We start from the raw sequence: 22,526 nt of genomic DNA, 5'->3' as shown, positions 1-22,526 counted from the left end.
AAAATCAAAAACTTTAGATTACAGCTCAGAGGAGTAAAAGATAAATCTTTTTTTCTTTTTAGATTAACCAAACTTTTTGCGTAATCCACAACTTTTGGTACTGATCCTATATTACCTGTGGATCAACCAAGTATGGATTAATCCAAATAATTTATGGATTATTTTCCGTAAATAAAAAAACCTACTGTAATCAGTAGGTTTTTTCTGCTTTATTGCGGAGAGTGAGGGATTCGAACCCCCGGACCTGTTACAGTCAACAGTTTTCAAGACTGCCGCAATCGACCACTCTGCCAACTCTCCCTAAACTCCGATTGTATCGTTGTTTTCAGTGGTGCAAATATATAACGTTTTTAGTTACCAACAAAATATTTTTAAATAAAATTTTATATTTTTTGTATCCTGCAGCAGAAGGGGCTTTCGTCAGGATTTAGTTTAAAAATGGGAGTGGATTTAAAGCAATTGAATATCATTGTTTTGAGCGTAAAGGATACAGAGGACAAAGGGAATTTGGATTTGGAGAAAAACAGAAACCAGGAAGATGATGATAGTGATTGAATGAAAAAATAGAATAGTATTTTGCTTTTATATGAAAGCAGTTATATAATTTGAAAAATATATTGACGACAATGGACTATAAAATTAGATTTACAGAATGCTGGTTATAAAAAACATATATTATGTAAAGCATCCATTGAATCAATGTTGTTTGTAGTAAAATAATACATAAATTTGGATTTTACAGGTAATTAATGTGAAATATGAAAGAAATAATATCAATTTTAACCAAAGAGGAAGTAGAAAACAATTTTAATGTCTTAACTGATGAATTTGTGGAAGAATTAGTTGTTTTACTTTATAATTCTGATGTCATTCTGGGTGAGAAAATATATGCAGAAATGCAATCCAAATTAGATGAAGAAGAGCTGATTTCTGATCTAATTGCCTGTTTAAATAAAATTAAAAATATAGACCCATTCAAAGAGTACTTAAAATCCTACGCAGAAGATATTGCTGATATGGATGAAGTCGAAACATTATTTTGGCTATTTTGTGAAAGAGGAGATAAAGATGAAGCAACATATTGGTTGGGCCAAATTGAAGAAGGCCAGGATTTTAACAAAGCAAAACAATATTATGAAGCTTTCTTTTCTATTGAAGAATTGTGCAAAAAAATAATAACTGAAGAAGAGAAACTTTATTTTTCGTATTCTCACGATGTTATTAATAAGGTCATAATGTATGACAATGAAGTAGTTGATATCATATTGAAACAATTGGAATCTTCAGATGTTGATTCAGAAAAACAGACCATTACATATAGTTTGTTACATTTTGCTGATAATAATACCGGTTCAGAAGCTGAAAAGATATTGAAAGAATTATCTACGCAAAAGCTCTCTATTTCCAATAAATTATTTTTAATAAATATCCTTCTAAAGAATGATAAAACAGACGAGGCGCTGGATTTATATCATAATGAACTTCAAACTTGTATTAATGAAATAATAGACCATAAAAAAGGGTTACATGAAATTGGAGAAACACACATGCTCTTAAATGAGAAAAATGCATTATTGGAAACTCATTCTCATGATTATATAAGGCTTATAAACTCTTATGAAGGAGCAGATTTCAGTAGTTTTGTATCTCCTTTATATAGCCTTACCGGTATTCAGGAATATCTTCAGAAAGAAAATAGGAATGACAATATTTCAGCCAATAATTATGCTATGATTTTGGCACGAAATGGGAATATTAAAGAAGCTTCAGCTGTTCTGGAAAAAGGAAAAGATGAATATTCTCATAAAATATGGCGTTTAATATGCCTCATGTGTATGGATAATAAACAGTTATTTCTTGAGTGTCTGGAAAACGATTTATGCAATATCACTACTAAAGCCGAATTACTTTTAAAAATGGCTGATCATTATCTAACGAAGGATATTGATCTATCTAAAGACTGTATCAAAAAAGCTGAAAAATTAATTCCTGAATTATACATATATCACCAAAATATTTATAAAAAGGAAATGGCATTACTGCATTATAAAATTGGAGATACAGCCAGCTTTAAAGAAACTTATAGAAGTATTGATTCATTACTTGCAAAAATTGAACTTTTAAATGCAGTATAAAATACTATATAAAAATTCAGCAGTATAAATTTTAACAGCATTTTTATGTATTGAAATACAATATGTTACTTGTTTGAAGCAAAAGCTCCGAAGTCAGGAGACTTCGGAGAGCAGGGCCGATGATATAGACCTTGTTTTTTCATTTAAATATTCAAATTACTTTCCTTTTTTTCGCTGAAAGACAATATATACAATTATTACTCCTATCATCATTAAAACAGATGCCAGGAAAAATGGCGCTCCTGAAAAGCTGAATGGCGCATCATCATGCGTGAAATAATAAAATAAATTTGTCATAATCGGAGGACCTATGATTGAAGTTGCACTCACTAAACTGGTTAATGCTCCCTGCAGTTCACCCTGCTCATTGGAAGTAATATTTTTAGTAATTACCGATTGTAGGGCAGGACCACAGATCCCGCCCAGGCTGTATGGAATAAGGAAAATAAACATCATCCATCCCTGAGTGGCAAAGGCAAATAAGAATAATCCTATCGCATAGCAAATCAACCCGTAATAGATACTTTTGTGCTCTCCCAATTTAGGTGTTGTCCAACGTATAAGAACGCCTTGTACCAAACCTAATAATAAACCGAGTACTCCAAGAGAAATCCCAACCATACGCTCGGTCCAGCCGAATTTATACATGGTAAAAAAATGCCAGTTGCTTTGTACAGCATGAATTCCGATGTAAATGAGGATCAGAGCGAAGACCAGGCCGGAAACTTCAGGATGTTTTCCTAAAAACTTAAGGGATCCGATTGGGTTGGCGCGCTTCCAGTCAAATGGTCTGCGTTTACTTTTATCCAGACTTTCCGGAAGAATAAAATATCCATAAAGAAAATTTAAAAGACACAGTCCGGCGGCGGCATAGAACGGAACTCTTGCTCCATAATGTCCCAGTAATCCGCCAATGACAGGCCCGATAATAAATCCAAGCCCTAAGGCAGCTCCTATCATTCCGAAATTTTTGGCCCTGTCTTCATCCGTTGATATATCAGCGATATAAGCACTTGCAGTCGATATGCTGGCTCCCGTTAGTCCGGCAATAATTCTTCCTAAAAACAGCCAGCCGATAGAAGGGGCAAGAGCCAGAAAAATATAATCTACAGCAAACCCAAAAAGAGAAATTAAAATAACAGGACGTCTTCCAAAACGGTCGCTAAGGTTTCCGATCAAAGGTGAAAATATAAATTGGGTAAAAGCATAGGCAAAACCCAGCCATCCTCCATATTTTGCTGCTTCACTGATATCGCTGTGAATAAGTTCTTTAATCAGTTTGGGCACTACCGGGAGAATGATTCCCCAGCCTGTAATGTCGATCAGCAGGGTTATAAATATGAACCCGATCGCTGCTTTTTTTTTAGAATTTTTCATGGTGTAAAAGTAAAACGGGGCAGGGTGTATTTCCTTTACACTTTTATGGGTTTTATATACACTTTGTAAGCTTTTTGTAGGCTTATTAATATTTCCAGCGATTTTAATATGTCTTTTTTTAAGATATTGCTTGAGGTTTTAGCAGAGTGTAATTAACGAATGAATAGTGTGGGTTATCCGTTTCTGAAAGCCTTTGGTGAAACTCCGGTAATCCTTTTGAAAGATCTGCAGAATACGCTTGAATCTTCAAAATTTAATTCATGGCTGATCTGTTTGATAGATAAGTGGGTGGATTTGAGTAATGTTTTAGCATGTAAGATCATAGCATGGTCAACCCATTGTAATACAGACTTTCCTGTTTTCTGCTTTAGAAATGTAGACAGGTATTGCGGAGTTAAATGTAGCTTTTCTGCATAAAACTTTACACTCCGTTGTTGAGGTGCATATTTTGAGATCAATAGATAGAAATTGTCAATAATTTCATGGGTGCGGCTCTTGGTAAAGCTGTCTTGATCTTTCAGTTCCGAATAAGCTTCAGAAATCATGCACATGAGTGCAATGACAAGATAACGAAGCATTTCAGTTTTCCTTGGGCTCGGATTTTTATGATAGAAATTTTGGATCAGGGTTACCAATTCTTTCTGCAATCCAATTTCTTCAGGCTGAAGTTTTACAACGGGTTGCCATCGGACTTTGTCGTTGATCACAAACTCACGCAGGATCGGAAAGGATGCTATAAAATCTAAAGAAAGCCCGATTGTAACTATTTCTGCATCTTCACTCAGTGATTTTGTATCAATCATTAATTGCGGCTGCAGAACAGCAATATCATCTGCATTCAGTTCATACTCAAGAAAATGAATCTGAGCCTTCATAGTTCCCTGTATCATGAAACCCAGCAGTAATCCGTCAAATATACGGGTATGTGCTGTATATTCTTTTCCGGGATGGTTTTGCTGATGGAGAATAACAATACCTTCCATCTTTTTTGAAGGATCAATATTGTACAACTTATAGATATTGTCAGGAGTTAAGAATAAAGCCATGTCCAAATTTCGGAAAAAATGCACATTAATGATAGTATTTGAAAGACAATGTTGGATAAAATCTTACAAATTGTTTGTACTGTCCATTGAAATGTAAATATTTAACGGAAGGACAGCAGTCTTTTAATATGATCCCATTTTTTCACCACAAAAAAACTAAAGAATTCTAATTTTACGTTTTCATAAAGACCTTCTACAGGGAGATCAACGATTTCAAAATAAGTAAGACTGACTGAAGAACCTTCTTTAATTCTTTTATAATCCTCTTTGGGTATGTATATGCCTTTTAGTTGCTGGTTTTCCCCTAATAAGTAAAGCCTGAAATAATGACTGTTTGGTCTTTAGCTTTAAAATTAATCTTTTTATGACAAACACAGCCATGATTTTAAGATGATCGCTGATATTTAATTATTTTTGTGAAAAGCATCAATAAAGATAATTATGAAAGCAAAGGAGTTGATCGCCAAAGAAATTGATACCCTGAATGACTTGATCCATAAAGGAATCGATAAGGAATCTAATATTCAGTTGAAGAAAGACTTATCAGACAGTATTCATTTACTGGATATGTTTGACCGTTATGAGATCAATAAAAGAACAGTTGATGATATCTGGAGTCTGCCGGATTTCAATACCGGATATTCTGATTACCGGATAATAAACGATTGTGAATCAGATGATCCTGCTCAATGGATTGAGTTGAGTATCAATAATGAAAAGATCAGATTATCGGAAGGAGATATTATCATCAGAAAAAAATAATGACCGGAAGCAGGAAGTATAAGACGAGTGGTTCTCTTCAGGAACTACATCACTTTCAGCCTATATTATTAATCTACTAAATTTTTACGGTTGTTATCAAAAATATCAGGCAGGTTGCCTTCTATTAACAAGTCAAAAAATTTACCGTAACCGTTTTCTATTTTGTATTCCAGTTCATTTTTATAGAGTGGGAACAGGCTGTACAGGTTGATGATCCTGTCGTCGCAGCTGATTTGCATGAAATCCTCCTCAAAGGTTGCAGAAGGTAATAAAATACAGCTTGTAAACTGGGTATTTTCATCATAAGGCTCTGCAATATCACTCCATGCCTGCAACGTGTGGCCTTCGGTCAGGAATGTGTCCATATGGTGTGGGAATCTTGCCATATCTTTTACCATACTTATGATCCAGTCATTTTTTCCTTCACTTGGAAAGACTTTTTCAAACTTCAGATCTTTAGGAAGTAGAATTAAAAGCTCTGCAAAAGCATAATCTTCCTTATTTTCGATGGTGTCAGGAACATTCATTTCCAGCAGGCTCATTCCGGAAGTGATCAGCATATTGAAATCCTCGTCTTCGGGCTGAATAAAATAAACATCAAGGTGAAAATCCAGTGACAGCATTTCATGAAAAACAGTCATTTCTTCACTTTTAAAATGTTGATCAAGGTGTTTTTCCAAAGCTTCAATATTCTTGTAATAATGTTTTTTATCCTGTATTTTTTTGATCAGTTCCTTATCCATATTTTTTATTAAAATGTAAATGAGTGCTTTATATTTGTTTATCTTTTCTTAGTGATGCGTTTAAAAATTCTTTGGTCAGAACTCCCTTTATTGCCGGTTGTATTCCCTTGTTTATCCCAAAGTACCTGCCTTGTTCTGAGATAGAGTTTTCCTTTGATAACCTCGGCCTCTACATAGTCGTTCTGGTGTTGCTGGGCTGGAATAATTAACAGGTTCCCTTTTACAGTGGCCTTAAGTGTTTTTGGCGGAGCTTCACCGGTTCCAATATCTGTAAAAGTCGCAAAATTTTTCCCTTTTTCAAATCTGATATCTATAGAATTGGTAAAGTACTCAGTTTTATACATCCAGACTCCCTCAAAGTCAGATTGAATGTTTTGAGGGATTTCATGATCCTGCGCATTACATATTCCTGATACTAGAAATAGTAAAATAAAAGTCAGTAGCTTCATTGATTTTCTTTTGGATTGAATAGCCTAGGCTATATCTTTTAAATATACTATTAATTTTTGGATTTTTATACAGATCATTATCATGAAGATGATGGTAGAATCACATAGCCTGGGGGCAAAGAATAAAACTTTGAAGATAAAGAATCTGAAATTTTTTTTAAGCTTAATCTCATTTCAGTTGGGTTTAAATTTTTCTGCTTGTTAAAACGAAATAAAATGAATCCGATGACTGTATTCAATTTTTTGATAATGTTTAAAAAATTAAAAAAATCAGAATCAACAACAGCGAAGGTAACCATTGGTAGGAGTAGCAGTACAAATATGACTCCAGGAATTTTGGTACTGGCTGATATCATAAAGCGATGATTCTTCCCAAAATGAAAAGTCCTCATTTAAACATTATAAATCCTGCTGTAGGAATAGTAGCTTATGACATCCTCGCTCATCAGCTTGCCGTTTTTAATGGAACGGTCTGGTCTTTCTGGAAACCTTAAGAAAAGAAGATAAGGTTGAAAATAGCCTTTTGAATATTCTGATGTTAATTTGATGAAGGTATTTTGAATTAAATTAAAAAAAATAAGATCAGTTATTAGGATGTAGCAGGTTTATATTAAATTTATGGGCATCATATAATTTGAGATAAATACCGGATCATGAAACAATTTACATTCAAATACCAGAACAATAAAGGAGGTTTATATGTTTTGCTGGCTTTTTTCGGTATTCCTCTGATTGTAATTTTACTGAGTACGGTTCTTTTGGATACCATTCCGTGGGGGGTATGGATCATCATTCCCCTCGGAATCGGAGCTGTAATTTATTGTATGGCCCGGTTTATCAAAATATCTGCAGAAACGGATACGCTTGTAGTAGATCATGAAGGTTTTACTTCAGAAAAGCATGGCCGTATTCGTTATGAAGATATCCACAGTATTCCGCCTTATAATTTTTTGCAGGCTCCACCACCTTCTATGCGGATAAAGCTGAATAATGGTAAAAAGCTGGTATGGCAATTTAATCCCCGGAATCAAAAATCAGTGAATGATATTGCAGTATTCACTGCATTCAGGGATGAACTTTTTCGGAATCTGGAAGAGAGGGCACTACAGCCTTTGCAAACTCATGACGAAAATATTGAGAAAAATAAATTACAGGAAAAAGCAGCCCGTCTTGTAGAACAATTACAGGTTTCTAAGAAACGAAACTATAAATATATTGTCATTCCTTTGTCAATTCTCTCTGCTGTGTTGATATTGGCACGTACCTGTGGTACAGAGATCATCCAAAACAAAAGAAAAGAAGAAGCAAGATCGCTCACCAGATCAATGTTTCAGATAGAATCTGATTATGAGAAGAACTTCCGGCAGGCACAGAAAGTTGCAGCAGATTATTCTCTGAAGTTTGGCCCTGTAACTCTTTTTACCAATGATCGGGGAGCTTCTGTAGAATTTGTTCCGGAGATAGGTGGAGATCCCTATATACCGAAAATAGAGATTATGGGTTTACGGCGTATAGAAGACAATGAAATTCTTGAAAAGTACATCAAACATCCTGACAGTGTTGCCTATCATCTGGCAGTGATCAATAAATCTGAAAAATTCTTTGCTATAATGAATAAGAGTATATTCAATCAGGATGATGGGAGTGGTGCTTCTGTTTATCTCACTGTTTATAATCCGCATGAGTCATTTCCTCCTTCCAATGTCCAGACATCAAAAGATGCCACATTCAGACCGATTGAGTTCAGTTCTTCCATTGATTTGCCTCTAAAAGGTGATTTTACAGATAAAATCCTTGAAAATATGGACTATGCAGCCGTTCGTTCGGTTCTACAGAAATATAAGGGTACATTTTTTTATATGGCCGCAAAAGAACTGGATGGAGTCTCTGCCGAGAGATTTCAGAAACTGAAAGAAATGATTATTTCTGACTTTGAAAAACATGGGATTTCAACCGAGACTTTTCTTGAACAAAGCTTCAATACCAGTGGTGCGCATTAGGAATCCAAAATATTGAACCTAATACGATTGACGTATTTGTGTAAATTTATGGAAAAGGAATTAGAACTCTTATTGTCAGAAATTTCAAAAATCTGAAACAAAATATTTATACTATGGAATTTTCACCATTCAATACTGTTGTTAAGCTCTGTATTCAGGGAATGAGTATGGAAGAACAAAATAAACCTGCAGAAGCGGAAAAATTATTTATGCAAGGCTGGAATGAAGCAACAAACGATGTTGAGAAATTTCTTTCTGCATATTATATAGCACGACAGCAAAAAACACCATCTGATCAGTTGAAATGGCTCGAAACAGCGCTACAGTATGCTTTAAAAGCAAATGATGATACTGCCGAGAGCTCTTTTTACACCCTTTATGTAAAGATGGCTAAATGCTATGAAGAACTTTCAGATCCGGAAAAATCAAAAGAGTATAATGAGTTGGCGATATCAGTGAAAGATAAAATTTTTGATAAAGGTCCTTTTTATCATGGAACCAGAGCTGACCTGCAAATAGGAGATCTGCTAACGGCAGGTGGGCATTCTAATTATAAGTCAGAATTCATAATGAATCATATTTATTTTACAGCATTGGTAAATGGTGCAGGACTTGCGGCTGCATTAGCAAAGGGAATTGGATCTGAGCGGGTATATATTGTGGAACCAACAGGGCATTTTGAAAATGACCCGAATCTGACTGATAAAAAATTTCCAGGGAATCCAACCCGTTCTTACCGTTCAGAAGCCCCATTGAAAATTATTGGGGAAGTGACTGACTGGACTAAGTCCAATCCTGAAGATCTTCATAAATTCCGTGAAAAACTGGAAAACAATAAAGGAGATATAATCAATTAATCGAAGGGGAAATCCATCCGTATCAATAAAAAAGCGATGAAACTTAAGTTTCATCGCTTTCTGTTACTAAGGTAAATTAATTCTTTTACCTTGTTCAGGGAAAATATATTTTACCTTTAAAGGATTGTTTTTCAATAACTCTTTTTTTATGATCTCAGGATTATCACCGGTAGGCTTTCTATGGGTCACTACAATTGTAAGACCTTCCAGATCTTTCTGTCCTGTTTTTTCTTTTAGCTTTTTGAGTTCTTCCACCAATAGATTAGGAGTAAGATGGCCAAACAGTAAATTTTCAGGCTGGCTGTTCGGGAAAGAAACTTCAATCAATATAGTGTTCAGTTGTTTCTTCTTTATCAATGGAGCTACATTTTTCCAAAGGTTGTCCATGCGGTCAGACTTTTCGATTCTGTCGGCACCGGTATCACCAAGATAAAGCAGATAATGATCATTGTTTCTTACAAGTGCCGCACTGCTTTTATACGGATTTACGTGGCTTAGCTCATATCCTGTTAAGAAAAAAGATGTCTTTTGTGTCGGGATTTCCACTCCCTCCTGAAGCTCATTATAATGGTACTTTCCAAGGATCGGTTTCTGTCCCTGATCTGCAAAATTGATCCAGGTATCTGTGATAAAATAATGATTCTGCAGGATTTGAACCACTGATGGGATAGCAAAAATATCTTTTTTGGCATCAGCTGGAGAATTGATAATAAGCCCTGCCAGATGGTCCAGATGACCGTGGGAAATGAAGTATCCTTTGATCTGATCTTTAAGAACCGTTTCTTCCGGACCGGTAAGGCTTTTCTCTTCAATTGCTTTTCGGATTCCTGTATTTACAGTTCCGGCATCAAGGCAAAGAAATGTATTGTCTTGGGTGGCTCCGACTAAATAAGCGGATAAATTGTCCTCCTGTTCTCCCCCATAAATGCCCAATGGAATAACGTCAAAATTTTGTGCCTGGCAGGCCAGATGTAAAACAAGTGCCAGTAAAGAAAATGCTGCTTTTTTCATTCTATTAAAAACTAAAAACCTGACCTTTGCGCCAGGGTAATGCAAATTTACATTATTTTTCTCCGGTTCTGCTGATCAAAAGACTGTCATTGTTGAAGAAAAAAGGGATCAGGCGCAAAAGTCTGAAGCTAAAGACTTATCAGTGCTAAGGAAAAATATATCAAAATAGGATGAACAATAGCATTGATTTCTTTAAAAGATAATAGTTTAAATTCATTGTCTGTCAGTAATTGTCTGCCAAATGGCAACTTCCATCATCCATCCTCCAGTTTCCTGACCATTTCCCCTAATTTTATTATCTTTAAAGCTGAAAAACCACCAAAAACAGTCAATATGAAGATCCAACCGTCCACTTTAGCTCTGGCAATACTTTTTCAGTTCTTGAGTATAACTGCATTTTCTCAAAAAACGGCAGCTTTGAACTCCTTACTGGATAAAAATACTGAATTTATTTTTCCGCAGACACCGGATAAAATCTCGAAGGCATTACATACGGGAACTGTTTTTTATGAAGATGCCAACGAGGAAAAATATGCCAAATGGATTACAGAATCAGGATTGGAGCTATATTCTAGCCTTGGAAAAAATAATGCTATTAATGAAATGTTCTTTGAAATCCCTGATGATAAAATATTGATCGTAGGTGGATTACCTTATAATCTTACTCTAAATAAAACAACATTGGAGGATGCTAAAGTTAAATTCAAAAAATATGGTGCAAAAGCTAAGAAACTGAGCGCTGACAGTGAATTTCCAGAAGGGTCAGAGCTGATTTTTAAAAGTGGGAAACACTATTCAACATTATTTTTTAATGATAAAAATCTTTTAAAATCTTTAAGAATTACAACAGAACTTATTGATCCTGCAGCCAATTAAACAGACTGAAAATTTTCAATTACTAAAAGGAGAAAATTTATAAGTTAATAGGGTATTCATATTAAAAAACTATAACCATGAACGAAAAAAAAATTAAGTGAATTAACTGATCAGGAGCTTTTAGAGAAAAAGAAGAAATCTAAATCTGGGAAAATAATAAATGCTGCTCTTATAGGGGCTTTCATTGGTATTGCAGTATACAGCAGTGTAAATAACGGATTTGGATTTTTTACACTTTTTCCGCTATTTTTTGCAGGTCTTCTGGGAGTTCAGTATACCAGACGAGATCAGGCATTGGAACAGGAGCTGGAATCCAGAAACCTGAAATAGAATCAATGTTCAGGTATTGATGTTTGCCATTATCTGGAATTGAAAGAAACGCTTCAGAATCTTGATGAAAAATATTCTTCCCGGGCTATATTGAACAAAGCCGGAAGAAGATTAAAGCAATGAATTGAGGTATGATCTTACTTTGATCATAGAGGGAACTGATGTTTTTAATCCGATGGCCTTTGCTCAATAATACTTTTATAGGTGAAAATCCTGTCTCCTTCGTTGAACATATTCGATAATAATACCAGATCATGAGTTCCGTATTGCAATGCTTTTGCTTTCAATTTTGAATGGATGGTTTCCGGAGTGCCTATGATGACTTTATCAAGCAGAGCGTTGAACAATTCTTCGTCTTCACTGTTGCTAATAAGTGTTTCTACCTCTTCAGAAGGTTTCAATGCCTTAGGGGCTAAAATTTTTCTGGATTCTACGAACTGATACACCATTCCATATGCATTCCGCCGTGCCTGTTCAAGACTTTCAGCAACAGAAACAGAGAGAGCTACCTGAAAAGAAGGGAGATCACTGTATCCTGTAGGATTAAATTCTTCCAGATACATTTTCTGGATTTCGGTATTTGATCCTTCTGCAATGAAATCAGCCATAGAGTAGGAGATACCATATTTTGCAGCTTCTTTAGCGGAACTTTCTCCGGAACCTAGCCAAGTGACCTCTGGCAATGTTGAGATATGTGTCGGCTGAGCGAATAGCTCAGCACCCTTATAGCTTTGTTCTTTGAGGTAAGCAATGATTTCTTCCAGTTTTTCATTCACATTATTCAGAATAGGAAGTTTATGACCATTTAAAGCGAGCACTGCATCTTTCAGACCTCCCGGAGCTTTTCCCAAACCGAGTATAAAACGGTTGGGATAGAGTAGCGCGAGCATTTTTGCCCATTCTGCAATTTTAAAAGCGGAATAGTTACGAAGCATAATTCCTCCGGTGCCTACTTTGATTTTTTTTGTATTGGCAAGAACCGTTGCTGCCAGGATTTCCGGACTGGAACTACCATAGGCTTCCACACCATGGTGCTCTGCGTACAAAATGCTGTGATAACCCAGCTCATCAGCCATCTTGGCTAAGTTCAAACTGTTTTTTAGCGCAGTAGCAGCATTACCGCCTTTAATAACTGGAGTCTGGTCCAGGATGCTTAATTTCAGTTTCATTGTATTGATTTATGGAGCCATTAATGTAAGACAAAAAAAGGGAGACCTTCAAAAGATCTCCTGCTTTTTATTATTAATTTTTATGCTTAATTTAGTTGATCTCAACAAACAATTCTTCCTTCGATCTTCTTACTCTGTCCAGTTTTCCCCACCAGTCGGTCTCTTCATCTTTATAACCAAGAGCCATTAAAACAGTACTTTTTAAGCCTTGTTCAGGTAAATTCAGTAATTCATCCACTGCTTCATTGTTGAATCCTTCTATAGGAGTCGCATCCACTCTAAGGTCCGCAGCTGCCAAGAGCCCAAATCCTAAAGCAATGTAGGCTTGTTTGGAAGCGTTGTTAAAATGCTGTTCTCTGGTTTGTTTTTCCAGCATGCCCAATAGGTTCAGACGATAATCATCTGTTGCACTGTTAGGAAGATTTCTTACCTGATTGCTGAATTCAAAAAATGAATCAACTCTTTCTGTGGTATATTCATCCCATGCAGCAAAGACCAAAATGTGAGAAGCCCTTACAATCTGATCCTGATTAAAGGAAATGGGCTGTAGTTTTTCTCTTAGCTCTCTGTTTTTGATAACTAAAACTTTAAATGGCTGTAATCCTGAACTTGATGGAGCAAGGCGAATAGCTTCAAGTATCTGCTCCAGCTTTTCATTCTCAATGGGTTTTCCGTTATAGCCTTTGGTTGCAGATCTCCAGTTTAGTGTTTGCTGTAGTGACATAATTGTATTATTTACTTGTTGATTGATGATGCAAAGTTACGCCATAAGCAGTTGCTATTATATACCTGTTACCCTTAGGTAATCAGTTACCTGTAGGTAACCAAGTTTCGTTGATGTGGGATAATTATCTAATTTTGTAGTCTAATTATTCAATATGAAAAAAGAAAGATTGGAACTGGGGCCGGAGTGTAAAAATCATATCAGAGGAGTAAAAGACACGGTCTATTTATTGGAAGGAAAATGGAAAACCATAATCATCAGTCACTTGTATTTTGGGGGTAAAATGCGTTTTATGGACCTGAAAAGACAGCTTGAAGGCATTGCAGCCAAAACGCTTTCAAAGGAACTTAAAGATTTGGAAATGAATAATCTGGTGAGCAGGACCCAAAATAATACAATGCCCGTTACAGTAGATTATGAACTCACAGATTTTGGAAAAAGTCTGCATGATATTATTGATACAATGGCAAAATGGGGAATAAAATACAGAGAGCAGCTGCTTACAAACTAAAAAAACAATATACATTAAAATCTATGTTGCTAAAAACAGAAATTTTAGCGGTATAAAATTCTTTTTATTCAATTCTTTAATTCAGAAACTATCTGTTTTGTGAATCGGTTAAAAATAGCCTTTTTTTTCTATATACATCATATTTTCTCGATAAAAATCTATAAAAATTTACTTTTTTCATTGTTTTATTAATGATATTTTTGCGCTTGTCTTGTTTGGTGGTGTATATTGTTTCTTAATATTAAATATTTGATGAAAAATTTCCCTATTCTTATTCTGTTGTTTTATTGCCTGTTTATACAGGGGCAAACCCGTATGGAGAAACAAATAGACAGCCTTTTGGATAAGTCTTTTACGGAATTTTCTGAAGTTCAATTGATTCCTTCTCTTAGGACAGCTAATGAAGCTTTAAAAAAATCAGATACATATAATTATTCAAAAGGAAAAACCCTGTCAAATATATACATTGCCAAAGTATTGGCGGAAACAGGCGGATACAATGAGGCGTTGGGTTATCTTAAAAAAGCAGAGCGTGAACCTTATTTCACATCTGTTATTGATACACAGGTTGAAGTTTACAGATTGAGAGGAAGAACGTACGGACTTCTTAACATGAATAAACTTGCCATTCAGGAATTTAATAAACAATTGAAATTTTCTCAGAAGATAAAAGATCCTTACAGAAAAGATATGTCTGTCTATTGGGCCCATGAGAATCTTTCAGAAGTTTTCACCCAGCTGCGCCAATATGATTCAACCTGGGTGCATTTACAACAGCAGGAAGATATTTTAAAAAAGCTGAAAGAAGAACAGGTTTTTTTCGATCTCAGTGGAACTTATGCTAAAAAGGGGCAGATGTACACGATCCAAAAAGAATATGTAAAAGCTCAGGAATATCTGGATAAATCATTGTTTTTGCTTGAAAAATACAATGTACCTTATTTATACTTTGCTTTGAGGAAGTATGGAGATTTGGAAGCTGCCAGAGGAAATCAGGAACTGGCAATCAGCTATTACCGTAAAGCGCTCCAGAATGCTAAAGAATTAGATGCTACAGATGCTGTGCAGCAGCTATACAGCGTACTTGGAGATTACTTTATGAAAAATAATCTTGATCCCAGGGAAGCCAACAGCTATCTTTATCAATATCAGAAACTCACTGATTCCCTTGATGTAGCAAATAAACAGGTGGTAGAGCAGGCATTAAGTCAGATCCTGGATCAGAAAGAACATGAAAACAACATGAAAAGCAGGAAATATGTATATCTTATTGTGTTGGCAGTTCTTGTATTGCTTATTGTTGCTTTATTTTGGTACAGATGGCATATAAAAAATAAAAAGCTTATTTATAAAAATAAAAAGACTCTCACTGAAATGAGTCAGGCAACCGTAGTACTCGAACGGAAGATTGAGGAGAATAAATTCAATGATCTTATTACTTTGGCAAAATGTAATAATCCTGAATTTCTGACCCTTTTTTCAGAATTATACCCGGATTTTATTCAGAAATTAAAAGTTATTGATCCGAAGGTCAGGAGTAGTGAGCTTACTTTTTGCGCAATGGCTTACCTTAATTTTTCCGCTAAAGATATTGCAACCTATACGTATGTAACCCTGGGAGCCGTTGAAATGCGACGAAGCAGACTCCGTAAGAAATATAGTATCCCTTCAGATATAGACTTTAACAACTGGATGAGAAGAGATTATTAACATCTTGAACCTCCTGTATTATTTAGATAACAGTAACCATTGGCAGATATGTCAATGGTTTTTTATTGTATACCAGAGATGATTAGGAAGCTTGATTTTGATAATAAGCCGGAAGTACTATTCATAAGATATGAGAATGTGATTGGATTTCTATACCGAAATAACATTTAAGATCAACCTCGCTTTCTGGTGTACGAAAAAATCTCCATAATAATCAGGAGTTTTACTTTTGAATGAGGTCCCGCAATCTTAGATCTGTATTTGAAGCAGAGGATAAGGAGAAGTATGAAATTGTAAATGTTCAGTTTAGTTTTATTCTTAATCCATTAAAGAGATTTTCATTAAAATGAACAAGATTTTACTTCTGAATTGTTACAATGAATACTAATTTTTCGTGTAAAAACTGACGAAAAGTTATACTCGTTTTTCAGGATGAAATCTTTTCGTTTTTTTAATGGAATCTGTTTATTGCTAAATGTAGAATAATTAGATTTGGTGTGTTTTTATATTGTTGAAAATCAATAATTTACAACTATGTATAGCTTTTGTAGGGGGTGATTAATTTGCTATTAAACACTAAAATAATGAATATTTGCCCATTCAAATTGATGAAAAATACAGAACTGAAAAACACAAATAATTCACAAAATGAATGACAATAATAATTAAACTGTAAAAGACGATTGTTTATCTATTTATTTTCTGATCTAAACACTAAGACTATTTCGAACCATGACAATACAAATAATAACATTCAAAAAAGAAAATCTCTATTTTATAGGGAGATTGTTTTTGCTGGATTGTTTTGTGATCATCAGCTTTTTGTATGCTCAGGTATGCATTGGGAATGAAGAAACTGGTATAGCCGGATTTTCTTCCTTAGAGAATAAAGGCTGTACTCATTTATATTTTTTAAATAGAGATAAACCATTTGAAATTGTCACTGTAAAACATCCTCTGTTTTTATTAATATCACCTTCTTCCGGATAAATTCATATCCGTTGAAATAACATTTAGTTTTTATCCTATAATAAAATGGGAGAGTGCCCAAGTTCATTACATCAAAAGTGTAATGCAGGTATTGAACTGCATATGATGAAAAAAACAAATAAAAAAATATAACCTAACAACAATGAAGAAAAATTTAATTTTTGCAGCGACACTCTTAACCGGGGTCTCTGCTTTCGGACAGATAGGTATCAGTACACCCGATCCCAAGGCAACACTGGATATTGTAGCTTCCCCTGCAGATTATACCAAAACTGACGGACTTATTGCCCCAAGACTGAAAGGCGCAGAACTTAAAGCCAAAGATTCTAATTACACAAATGATCAGACGGGAGCCATTGTATATGTAACGGAAGGATTAGATGAAGCCGATACAACAGACAAAACAAAAAATATAACCAAGGTTGGCTATTATCACTTTGATGGTTCAGTCTGGCAAAAGCTGGGGCATAACATCTACAATACAGATGATGTTTTTACCAGTGACAGATCTGCATACCTCAAGAAAGATAAGTATTTGCTCTTGGATGGTCCCGGATATGTTGGGATAGGAGATGTAGATCCTCTTGCGAAGCTATATGTGGATGGTTTTATACAGTTTAGTTCAGATTCTGATTATGGAGTAGGAAGGGTTTTTAACGATAGTACTGGTGAAAAATATGGAATGACCCAAAGTTCATATTTCCCAAAAACCGGCGATGCAGACTCACCGGGAACCAGACTTTATACCTCTGGAGGTATTAAAGGACATATTTCATTTGGACAGTATACAAGTCCTACCGCCTATAGTGAATGGGCTCGTTTTGCACATAATACGGGAAATCTGGGGATCAATACAATCAATGAAACCCAGAATAACCCCACTGAAAAACTGGATGTTAACGGAAATGTAAGAATCCGTACTTTACCTCTTAATGGTTCCGTAGATGTACTGTTTACCAATCCTGATGGGACAAGAAATGAAAGTAAGAGCCAACCTTTTTTTGCAACAAAAACCGTAGTGGCTGACAATAACGGGATATTGGGAGCATTAGAGGGAGTGCCTGCTGTAACCACAATGTATGCTGGCGGAGATAATAATGATGCTTTTGGAGAGACTATTACCACTATAGGAGCTCATAATTATAAAGAAGCAAAGGCAGACTTAACCAAAAGGACATTTACTTTAACTAAAAAATCAATCGTAACATTTTCACATTCAACAAGTGCTTCCCATTTTACAAAAGATGCCGGGCAGTATGCCGGATATGGTTTGGAAGACGTGTATGCCAAGTTAATTCAGGTGAATGTGAGACTATATTCAGGATCCACAACTGATACTCCTTATTTTTCTAAGGCTATGATATTACGTTCAAGCATGTCTTATACCAATGGAAAACTGGGTGGAGTCTGGGGAACATTTTATATTGACGGTACCAGAAGCGTTGTATTAGAACCTGGAACCTATACTGCTGTATTGGAAGGTTATGTATATGCCGCAGATGAAGATGGGATAAGAGTTGATTTCGGTGGCTTTAATGATTGTGCACCGAGTCCTTCCTCAGGATGTGAAAAAACCTACGGAGATAACCGCTTTGATATTGTAGGAACTACAATTAATTAGATTCTAACTACACAAATGATTCCGCAGATTTATATAAGATCTGTATTCTCAAAATAACACACAAGGATAAATAAATATACAACACATGAAAAAAAACATCATTCTTTCAGGAGTACTCCTGATTTCCGGCTTTGCATTTTCACAGGTAGGAGTGAATACAGCAACTCCCCAGGCAACCTTTGATATCGTGGGGATGTCAACAGATAGTACTAAAACAGATGGGCTGATCGCACCGAGATTAAAAGGCTCAGAACTGAAAACCAAAGATGGATTATATTCTGCAGCCCAGACAGGAGCCATTGTCTACGTTACTGAGGCTTTGACCTCTACCGGAACGACTGCAAAAACGGCTAATGTAACAACAGCAGGATATTTCTATTTTGATGGAACATTATGGCAGAAGTTAGCATATGGAACTTTTACAGAAACAGACGGAGTTATTGGTAATGAGGTGCTTAACGCAACTGCTAATGGCGGATTAGTCAGAGCCGGATCCGGAACAGCAGCAAGCCCTTATACATTGGGACTTACTTCTGGAACTGCCAATGGACAGATCATGACATGGAACGGGACAACATGGAGTCCTGCAGCCGTTAATCTTACTGAAGTAGACGGAGTTGTTGGTAATGAAGTACTTAATGCAACTGCTAATGGTGGGTTAACCAGAGCCGGATCCGGAACAGCAGCAAGTCCTTACACATTGGGACTTACTTCTGGAACTGCCAATGGACAGATCATGACATGGAACGGGACAACATGGAGTCCTGCAGCTGTTAATCTTACTGAAGTAGACGGAGTTGTTGGTAATGAAGTACTTAATGCAACTGCTAATGGTGGGTTAACCAGAGCCGGATCCGGAACAGCAGCAAGTCCTTACACATTGGGACTTACTTCTGGAACTGCCAATGGACAGATCATGACATGGAACGGGACAACATGGAGTCCTGCAGCTGTTAATCTTACTGAAGTAGACGGAGTTGTTGGTAATGAAGTACTTAATGCAACTGCTAATGGTGGGTTAACCAGAGCCGGATCCGGAACAGCAGCAAGTCCTTACACATTGGGTCTTACTTCAGGATCTGCAAACGGGCAGGTAATGACATGGAACGGAACAGCATGGGGTTCTGCAAACGCTTTGAATATTTACAATGCTAATGGAACTCTTACAACAGATCGTACTCTATCTTTTGGAGGAAGAGCATTAACTTTTCAGGGGTCAGGACAGCAGACAGTTTGGGGATCTACAGGAACACTTTATCAATACGGAATCACATCATATGCCAACATGATTCTTAATGCTGCTGATAATAATGGTAATGGTATACCTGCCAGGATGCATTTTCAGATTTATCCCGAGCAACCTGCACAAATTATAGCTGATAATGATGCGACAGCTTTGAATCTTTCTACCCATCAGACTACTGTTGCAGCACCAATAAATTTTGCTACAAGTCCCGGAAGTAATGCTAATGGCGTTGCACGTGCACAAATAGATGGAGATGGAAAATTCAATATCAATAATACCTTAAGTGTGGGCTATACCAGCCAGCAAACCTTTGCCAGCAATCAGAAGCTGAAAGTAAACGGAAGTATTGCAACGTCAACAACTACTTATCCCGATTACGTTTTTGAAGATTATTACAACAAAAGTTCGGTGATAAAACCTGCCTATAAGTTCTCTTCTTTATATGATACCGAAAAATTCATTAAGGAAAACAGACATCTTCCCGGTGTAACTTCTATTAAAGAGCTGGAGAAAACTGCGGAAGGATATTCCTTTAATATTTCAGACCTGTCTGTACAATCATTAGAGAAAATTGAAGAACTGTATCTACACACCATAGAACAGCAGAAGCAGATTGATGAACAAAAAAACAACATCGTTTCATTACTGAAAATTACAGAGAAGCTGCAGGCGGAGATAGACGTTTTGAAAAAGCAATAAGATAGTAAATAATGTGATTACAGTGTTTCAGTACAAAGGGGGCAGAAACTGTCCCCGGAGTACTGATTGAATGGACGTTGATGAATTAAAATTTTATTTGAAGATGATAAAATACAATGTATTGATAGATTTTAAAGAAATTCATATGGGAAACCTGATTAAGATCCGGGTTCGGGAGAAAAAAATGGGCTTGCTCAGGATATGTGGTTTTCTTAAGTGTACAGCAGAAGAAATTGAAAAAATGTACATCTCCAGCAGTATTGATTCTGACATGCTTTTAAAATGGAGTAAACTTTTAGAATACGACTTCTTCCGAATTTATTCTCAGCATATCATTCTGTATGCTCCCTGTAATTCGGATCAGGAAAAAGAACAGTCTAAAGAAGATTCTGGATTGCCCAACTTCAGAAAAAGTCTTTATACAAGGGAAATTATTGATTTTATGCTGAATCAGTATAATTCCGGAAATATGTCCAGACAGGAAATTTATCAAAGGTATAATATTCCGAAATCAACCTTTCACAAATGGCTGAATAAATATAATAGTGAACTTAAAGAATCTGAAGAATAGTATTCTGTACTCTTTTCATACCGTAAATTAAACTGTGACATGAAAATGAACCGCCCCAATTATAAAATTATTTATCAGGATATGCTCCAAAGTGAGCACCCCAATAAAATAAATGAATGTAAAGAATTATTAAAAAAGAAAGATCTGGATACGGCAGATATTCTGGAGCTTAACCGGAGAATCTTCCCTCAGATTTATAAAAACAAAGAAAAATGTTCCCAAAGGCATCGTGCCTACAACGAATCTGATATTTTGAGGATATTGGAGTATCAGAAAAAGAACAGTCTGAATAATTCTCAGCTGGCCAGCCATTTTAAAATGAGCAGAAATACCATTACCAAATGGAGAAAGCTGGAAAAGCTTGTGAAATAAAACAGAAGTGAAATCCTGCAGCTCATAGAACTGCAGGGTTTTATATGAATATAATAGTTTATCAATTAATCAAAGCTTTATGGATTACTTTTCTCAGTCCTGATGGACTCACTTGGGTCAGTTGTAGTGATTCGCAGCCGTTAAAGGATGCAAAACGCTTTACAGCATCAGCAAATGACGGTATCCAAAGTTCAGGAGCAAGGTCTGTATTCTCAATATGTAGGGAAATCAGCTCAAGTTTTTTATCTTTCCTGTGTGCTTTACAATCCACTCTTCCGATAAATGTATTCCCAAATAAGATAGGCAGACAGAAATAACCATACTGTCTTTTTTCCTTAGGAACATAGCACTCAAGACGGAAATCAAAATCGAAAATTTGTTTCACACGGTCACGGTGAATAATAGAATTGTCAAATGGAGAAAGCAATCTGATGCCTGAAACCGCTATGTTATCAGACCTTTCAAGCAAATCACTCTGAATAAAAACAGAAGAAAGCCCTTCAATAGAAAGCTTCTGTATTTCCCCTTTTTCAAGCAAAGACTGTAAAACCAGATTCACATTTTTTTTCAGGGTATCACCTTTCCTGAGATGGGTGATTTGTTTTAAAGTAGTAAAACCATAGGCATGAAGAGTTGTTTTTACCAGATATTCTGCTAGTTCAAGTGGAGTAGGTGGTGTGGTATTTATGGATGAAGGCAATATCCTTTCCGCAAGGTCATAAGTTTTCTGCATACCACTTCGGCCACTTATCATAAGATCTCCCTGCATAAAAAGCCGTTCAAGAGCTAGTTTAGCAGGCTTCCAGTTCCACCAGCTTCCTTCTTTATTCTTTTTACTCTCAAAATCCCTTGCCATTTTAGGACCTTCTGCCCGGATGGTGTCTATCACATATTTCATAACTTTTTTGTCCGCATTATAATAATGGGAGTCACTTTGCTTTACATGGAGCATTTGTGGCAATGCATACCGGAAATCCTGTATCGGAAGGTAAGAGGCAGCATGAAACCAGTATTCAAATATTTTACGTTCTTCCACTAGCTCGTCCAGATAATGGGTTTTAAAATCAGGAATTCTTGTCCATAAAGTATGATGATGAGCCCTCTCTATCACAGACAACGTATCAATCTGTAGATATGCAAGACGTTCCAGAGTAGTAAGCACAGCCTCTTTTCCGGTTCCAAACGGTGTGGTCTGTATTAATCCCTGACGCTCTAATGTAATAAGCTGTAGTGTTTGTAATGCAGGTATCTTTGTCATAGCAATAGGATACAAATGTATTGAATTAAAAGAGACAAAGCAGCCCCATCAAGTTCTGATTTTCAGCTC

Annotated in this window: 19 protein-coding genes and 1 tRNA gene; 11 read left to right on the top strand and 9 right to left on the bottom strand. The window is 36.0% G+C overall.

Annotated features, from left to right (window positions below; all coding sequences use genetic code 11):
- Positions 1–215 precede the first annotated feature (215 nt).
- Positions 216–300: transfer RNA gene (locus tag DRF65_RS04570), tRNA-Ser, on the bottom strand.
- Between the two features lie 458 nt (positions 301–758).
- On the opposite strand from DRF65_RS04570, the gene DRF65_RS04565 reads away from it, so the two are divergent.
- Complete coding sequence (locus DRF65_RS04565; protein WP_115969152.1) at positions 759–2,135, top strand: hypothetical protein; 1,377 nt, start codon at positions 759–761, stop codon at positions 2,133–2,135.
- A 156-nt stretch (positions 2,136–2,291) separates the two neighbouring features.
- Here DRF65_RS04565 and DRF65_RS04560 read toward each other — a convergent pair whose 3' ends face one another.
- Positions 2,292–3,512, bottom strand: a complete 1,221-nt coding sequence (locus DRF65_RS04560) for a TCR/Tet family MFS transporter (protein WP_115969150.1) — start codon at positions 3,510–3,512, stop codon at positions 2,292–2,294.
- Between the two features lie 173 nt (positions 3,513–3,685).
- Positions 3,686–4,558 (bottom strand): helix-turn-helix domain-containing protein, encoded by an 873-nt coding sequence (locus DRF65_RS04555; protein WP_115969148.1) that lies wholly within the window; start codon positions 4,556–4,558, stop codon positions 3,686–3,688.
- A 441-nt stretch (positions 4,559–4,999) separates the two neighbouring features.
- Here DRF65_RS04555 and DRF65_RS04550 point away from each other — a divergent pair, with 441 nt between their 5' ends.
- A complete protein-coding gene (locus DRF65_RS04550) occupies positions 5,000–5,320 on the top strand; it encodes a hypothetical protein (RefSeq protein ID WP_115969146.1) in 321 nt (106 codons plus the stop codon).
- A 68-nt stretch (positions 5,321–5,388) separates the two neighbouring features.
- Here DRF65_RS04550 and DRF65_RS04545 read toward each other — a convergent pair whose 3' ends face one another.
- A complete protein-coding gene (locus DRF65_RS04545; RefSeq protein WP_115969144.1) occupies positions 5,389–6,063 on the bottom strand; it encodes a suppressor of fused domain protein in 675 nt (224 codons plus the stop codon).
- A 38-nt stretch (positions 6,064–6,101) separates the two neighbouring features.
- Complete coding sequence (locus DRF65_RS04540; RefSeq protein ID WP_123947274.1) at positions 6,102–6,512, bottom strand: DUF6705 family protein; 411 nt, start codon at positions 6,510–6,512, stop codon at positions 6,102–6,104.
- Positions 6,513–7,165: 653 nt separating this feature from the next.
- Here DRF65_RS04540 and DRF65_RS04530 point away from each other — a divergent pair.
- Together DRF65_RS04530 and arr are read left to right on the top strand one after the other, a co-directional pair.
- Entirely contained in the window at positions 7,166–8,512 is a 1,347-nt protein-coding gene (locus tag DRF65_RS04530; protein ID WP_115969138.1) for a hypothetical protein, read from the top strand.
- A gap of 443 nt (positions 8,513–8,955) precedes the next feature.
- Positions 8,956–9,369 (top strand): NAD(+)--rifampin ADP-ribosyltransferase, encoded by a 414-nt coding sequence (gene arr, locus DRF65_RS29135; protein WP_394337813.1) that lies wholly within the window; start codon positions 8,956–8,958, stop codon positions 9,367–9,369.
- Positions 9,370–9,435: 66 nt separating this feature from the next.
- Here the strand turns inward: arr and DRF65_RS04520 are convergent, their stop codons facing one another.
- Positions 9,436–10,380, bottom strand: a complete 945-nt coding sequence (locus DRF65_RS04520; protein ID WP_115969134.1) for an MBL fold metallo-hydrolase — start codon at positions 10,378–10,380, stop codon at positions 9,436–9,438.
- Between the two features lie 333 nt (positions 10,381–10,713).
- Between DRF65_RS04520 and DRF65_RS04515 the strand changes: the two genes are divergently transcribed.
- Positions 10,714–11,256 (top strand): hypothetical protein, encoded by a 543-nt coding sequence (locus tag DRF65_RS04515; protein WP_115969133.1) that lies wholly within the window; start codon positions 10,714–10,716, stop codon positions 11,254–11,256.
- A gap of 497 nt (positions 11,257–11,753) precedes the next feature.
- Here DRF65_RS04515 and DRF65_RS04510 read toward each other — a convergent pair whose 3' ends face one another.
- Positions 11,754–12,755, bottom strand: coding sequence for an MsnO8 family LLM class oxidoreductase (locus tag DRF65_RS04510; protein ID WP_115969131.1), 1,002 nt, complete (start codon positions 12,753–12,755; stop codon positions 11,754–11,756).
- Between the two features lie 91 nt (positions 12,756–12,846).
- Positions 12,847–13,479: an NAD(P)H-dependent oxidoreductase gene (locus tag DRF65_RS04505; protein ID WP_115969129.1), complete on the bottom strand. Its 633-nt coding sequence runs from the start codon at positions 13,477–13,479 to the stop codon at positions 12,847–12,849.
- Between the two features lie 154 nt (positions 13,480–13,633).
- Between DRF65_RS04505 and DRF65_RS04500 the strand changes: the two genes are divergently transcribed.
- From DRF65_RS04500 to DRF65_RS04470, 6 genes are all read left to right on the top strand, one after another.
- Complete coding sequence (locus DRF65_RS04500) at positions 13,634–13,990, top strand: winged helix-turn-helix transcriptional regulator (RefSeq protein ID WP_115969127.1); 357 nt, start codon at positions 13,634–13,636, stop codon at positions 13,988–13,990.
- A 252-nt stretch (positions 13,991–14,242) separates the two neighbouring features.
- Positions 14,243–15,700, top strand: coding sequence for a tetratricopeptide repeat protein (locus tag DRF65_RS04495; RefSeq protein WP_115969125.1), 1,458 nt, complete (start codon positions 14,243–14,245; stop codon positions 15,698–15,700).
- 1,132 nt (positions 15,701–16,832) lie between these two features.
- Positions 16,833–18,311, top strand: coding sequence for a hypothetical protein (locus DRF65_RS04485; protein WP_115969121.1), 1,479 nt, complete (start codon positions 16,833–16,835; stop codon positions 18,309–18,311).
- Positions 18,312–18,396: 85 nt separating this feature from the next.
- Entirely contained in the window at positions 18,397–20,256 is a 1,860-nt protein-coding gene (locus DRF65_RS04480; RefSeq protein WP_115969119.1) for a hypothetical protein, read from the top strand.
- Positions 20,257–20,359: 103 nt separating this feature from the next.
- Positions 20,360–20,827, top strand: a complete 468-nt coding sequence (locus DRF65_RS04475) for a helix-turn-helix domain-containing protein (RefSeq protein WP_228438519.1) — start codon at positions 20,360–20,362, stop codon at positions 20,825–20,827.
- 39 nt (positions 20,828–20,866) lie between these two features.
- On the top strand, positions 20,867–21,199 hold the full coding sequence (locus tag DRF65_RS04470) for a helix-turn-helix domain-containing protein (protein ID WP_115969116.1): 333 nt from the start codon (positions 20,867–20,869) through the stop codon (positions 21,197–21,199).
- Positions 21,200–21,260: 61 nt separating this feature from the next.
- On the opposite strand, the gene DRF65_RS04465 is transcribed toward DRF65_RS04470, so the two are convergent.
- On the bottom strand, positions 21,261–22,457 hold the full coding sequence (locus DRF65_RS04465) for a winged helix-turn-helix domain-containing protein (protein ID WP_115969114.1): 1,197 nt from the start codon (positions 22,455–22,457) through the stop codon (positions 21,261–21,263).
- Between the last annotated feature and the right edge of the window lie 69 nt (positions 22,458–22,526).

Source organism: Chryseobacterium pennae, assembly GCF_003385515.1.
Taxonomy (GTDB): domain Bacteria; phylum Bacteroidota; class Bacteroidia; order Flavobacteriales; family Weeksellaceae; genus Chryseobacterium; species Chryseobacterium pennae.
Note: the sequence above shows the minus strand (reverse complement) of the source record. Positions and strands in the feature narration are given on the sequence as shown.

What these genes read in the sequence shown, in the direction of transcription:
- DRF65_RS04515 (WP_115969133.1), top strand. Translation starts at nt 10,714, where the DNA reads ATGAAGATCCAACCGTCCACTTTAGCTCTGGCAATACTTTTTCAGTTC.
- DRF65_RS04500 (WP_115969127.1), top strand. Translation starts at nt 13,634, where the DNA reads ATGAAAAAAGAAAGATTGGAACTGGGGCCGGAGTGTAAAAATCATATC.
- DRF65_RS04465 (WP_115969114.1), bottom strand. Translation starts at nt 22,457, where the DNA reads ATGACAAAGATACCTGCATTACAAACACTACAGCTTATTACATTAGAG.
- DRF65_RS04470 (WP_115969116.1), top strand. Translation starts at nt 20,867, where the DNA reads ATGAAAATGAACCGCCCCAATTATAAAATTATTTATCAGGATATGCTC.
- DRF65_RS04520 (WP_115969134.1), bottom strand. Translation starts at nt 10,380, where the DNA reads ATGAAAAAAGCAGCATTTTCTTTACTGGCACTTGTTTTACATCTGGCC.
- DRF65_RS04565 (WP_115969152.1), top strand. Translation starts at nt 759, where the DNA reads ATGAAAGAAATAATATCAATTTTAACCAAAGAGGAAGTAGAAAACAAT.
- DRF65_RS04510 (WP_115969131.1), bottom strand. Translation starts at nt 12,755, where the DNA reads ATGAAACTGAAATTAAGCATCCTGGACCAGACTCCAGTTATTAAAGGC.
- DRF65_RS04560 (WP_115969150.1), bottom strand. Translation starts at nt 3,512, where the DNA reads ATGAAAAATTCTAAAAAAAAAGCAGCGATCGGGTTCATATTTATAACC.
- DRF65_RS04545 (WP_115969144.1), bottom strand. Translation starts at nt 6,063, where the DNA reads ATGGATAAGGAACTGATCAAAAAAATACAGGATAAAAAACATTATTAC.
- DRF65_RS04530 (WP_115969138.1), top strand. Translation starts at nt 7,166, where the DNA reads ATGAAACAATTTACATTCAAATACCAGAACAATAAAGGAGGTTTATAT.
- DRF65_RS04485 (WP_115969121.1), top strand. Translation starts at nt 16,833, where the DNA reads ATGAAGAAAAATTTAATTTTTGCAGCGACACTCTTAACCGGGGTCTCT.
- DRF65_RS04475 (WP_228438519.1), top strand. Translation starts at nt 20,360, where the DNA reads ATGATAAAATACAATGTATTGATAGATTTTAAAGAAATTCATATGGGA.
- DRF65_RS04550 (WP_115969146.1), top strand. Translation starts at nt 5,000, where the DNA reads ATGAAAGCAAAGGAGTTGATCGCCAAAGAAATTGATACCCTGAATGAC.
- DRF65_RS04480 (WP_115969119.1), top strand. Translation starts at nt 18,397, where the DNA reads ATGAAAAAAAACATCATTCTTTCAGGAGTACTCCTGATTTCCGGCTTT.
- DRF65_RS04495 (WP_115969125.1), top strand. Translation starts at nt 14,243, where the DNA reads ATGAAAAATTTCCCTATTCTTATTCTGTTGTTTTATTGCCTGTTTATA.
- DRF65_RS04555 (WP_115969148.1), bottom strand. Translation starts at nt 4,558, where the DNA reads ATGGCTTTATTCTTAACTCCTGACAATATCTATAAGTTGTACAATATT.
- DRF65_RS04505 (WP_115969129.1), bottom strand. Translation starts at nt 13,479, where the DNA reads ATGTCACTACAGCAAACACTAAACTGGAGATCTGCAACCAAAGGCTAT.
- DRF65_RS04540 (WP_123947274.1), bottom strand. Translation starts at nt 6,512, where the DNA reads ATGAAGCTACTGACTTTTATTTTACTATTTCTAGTATCAGGAATATGT.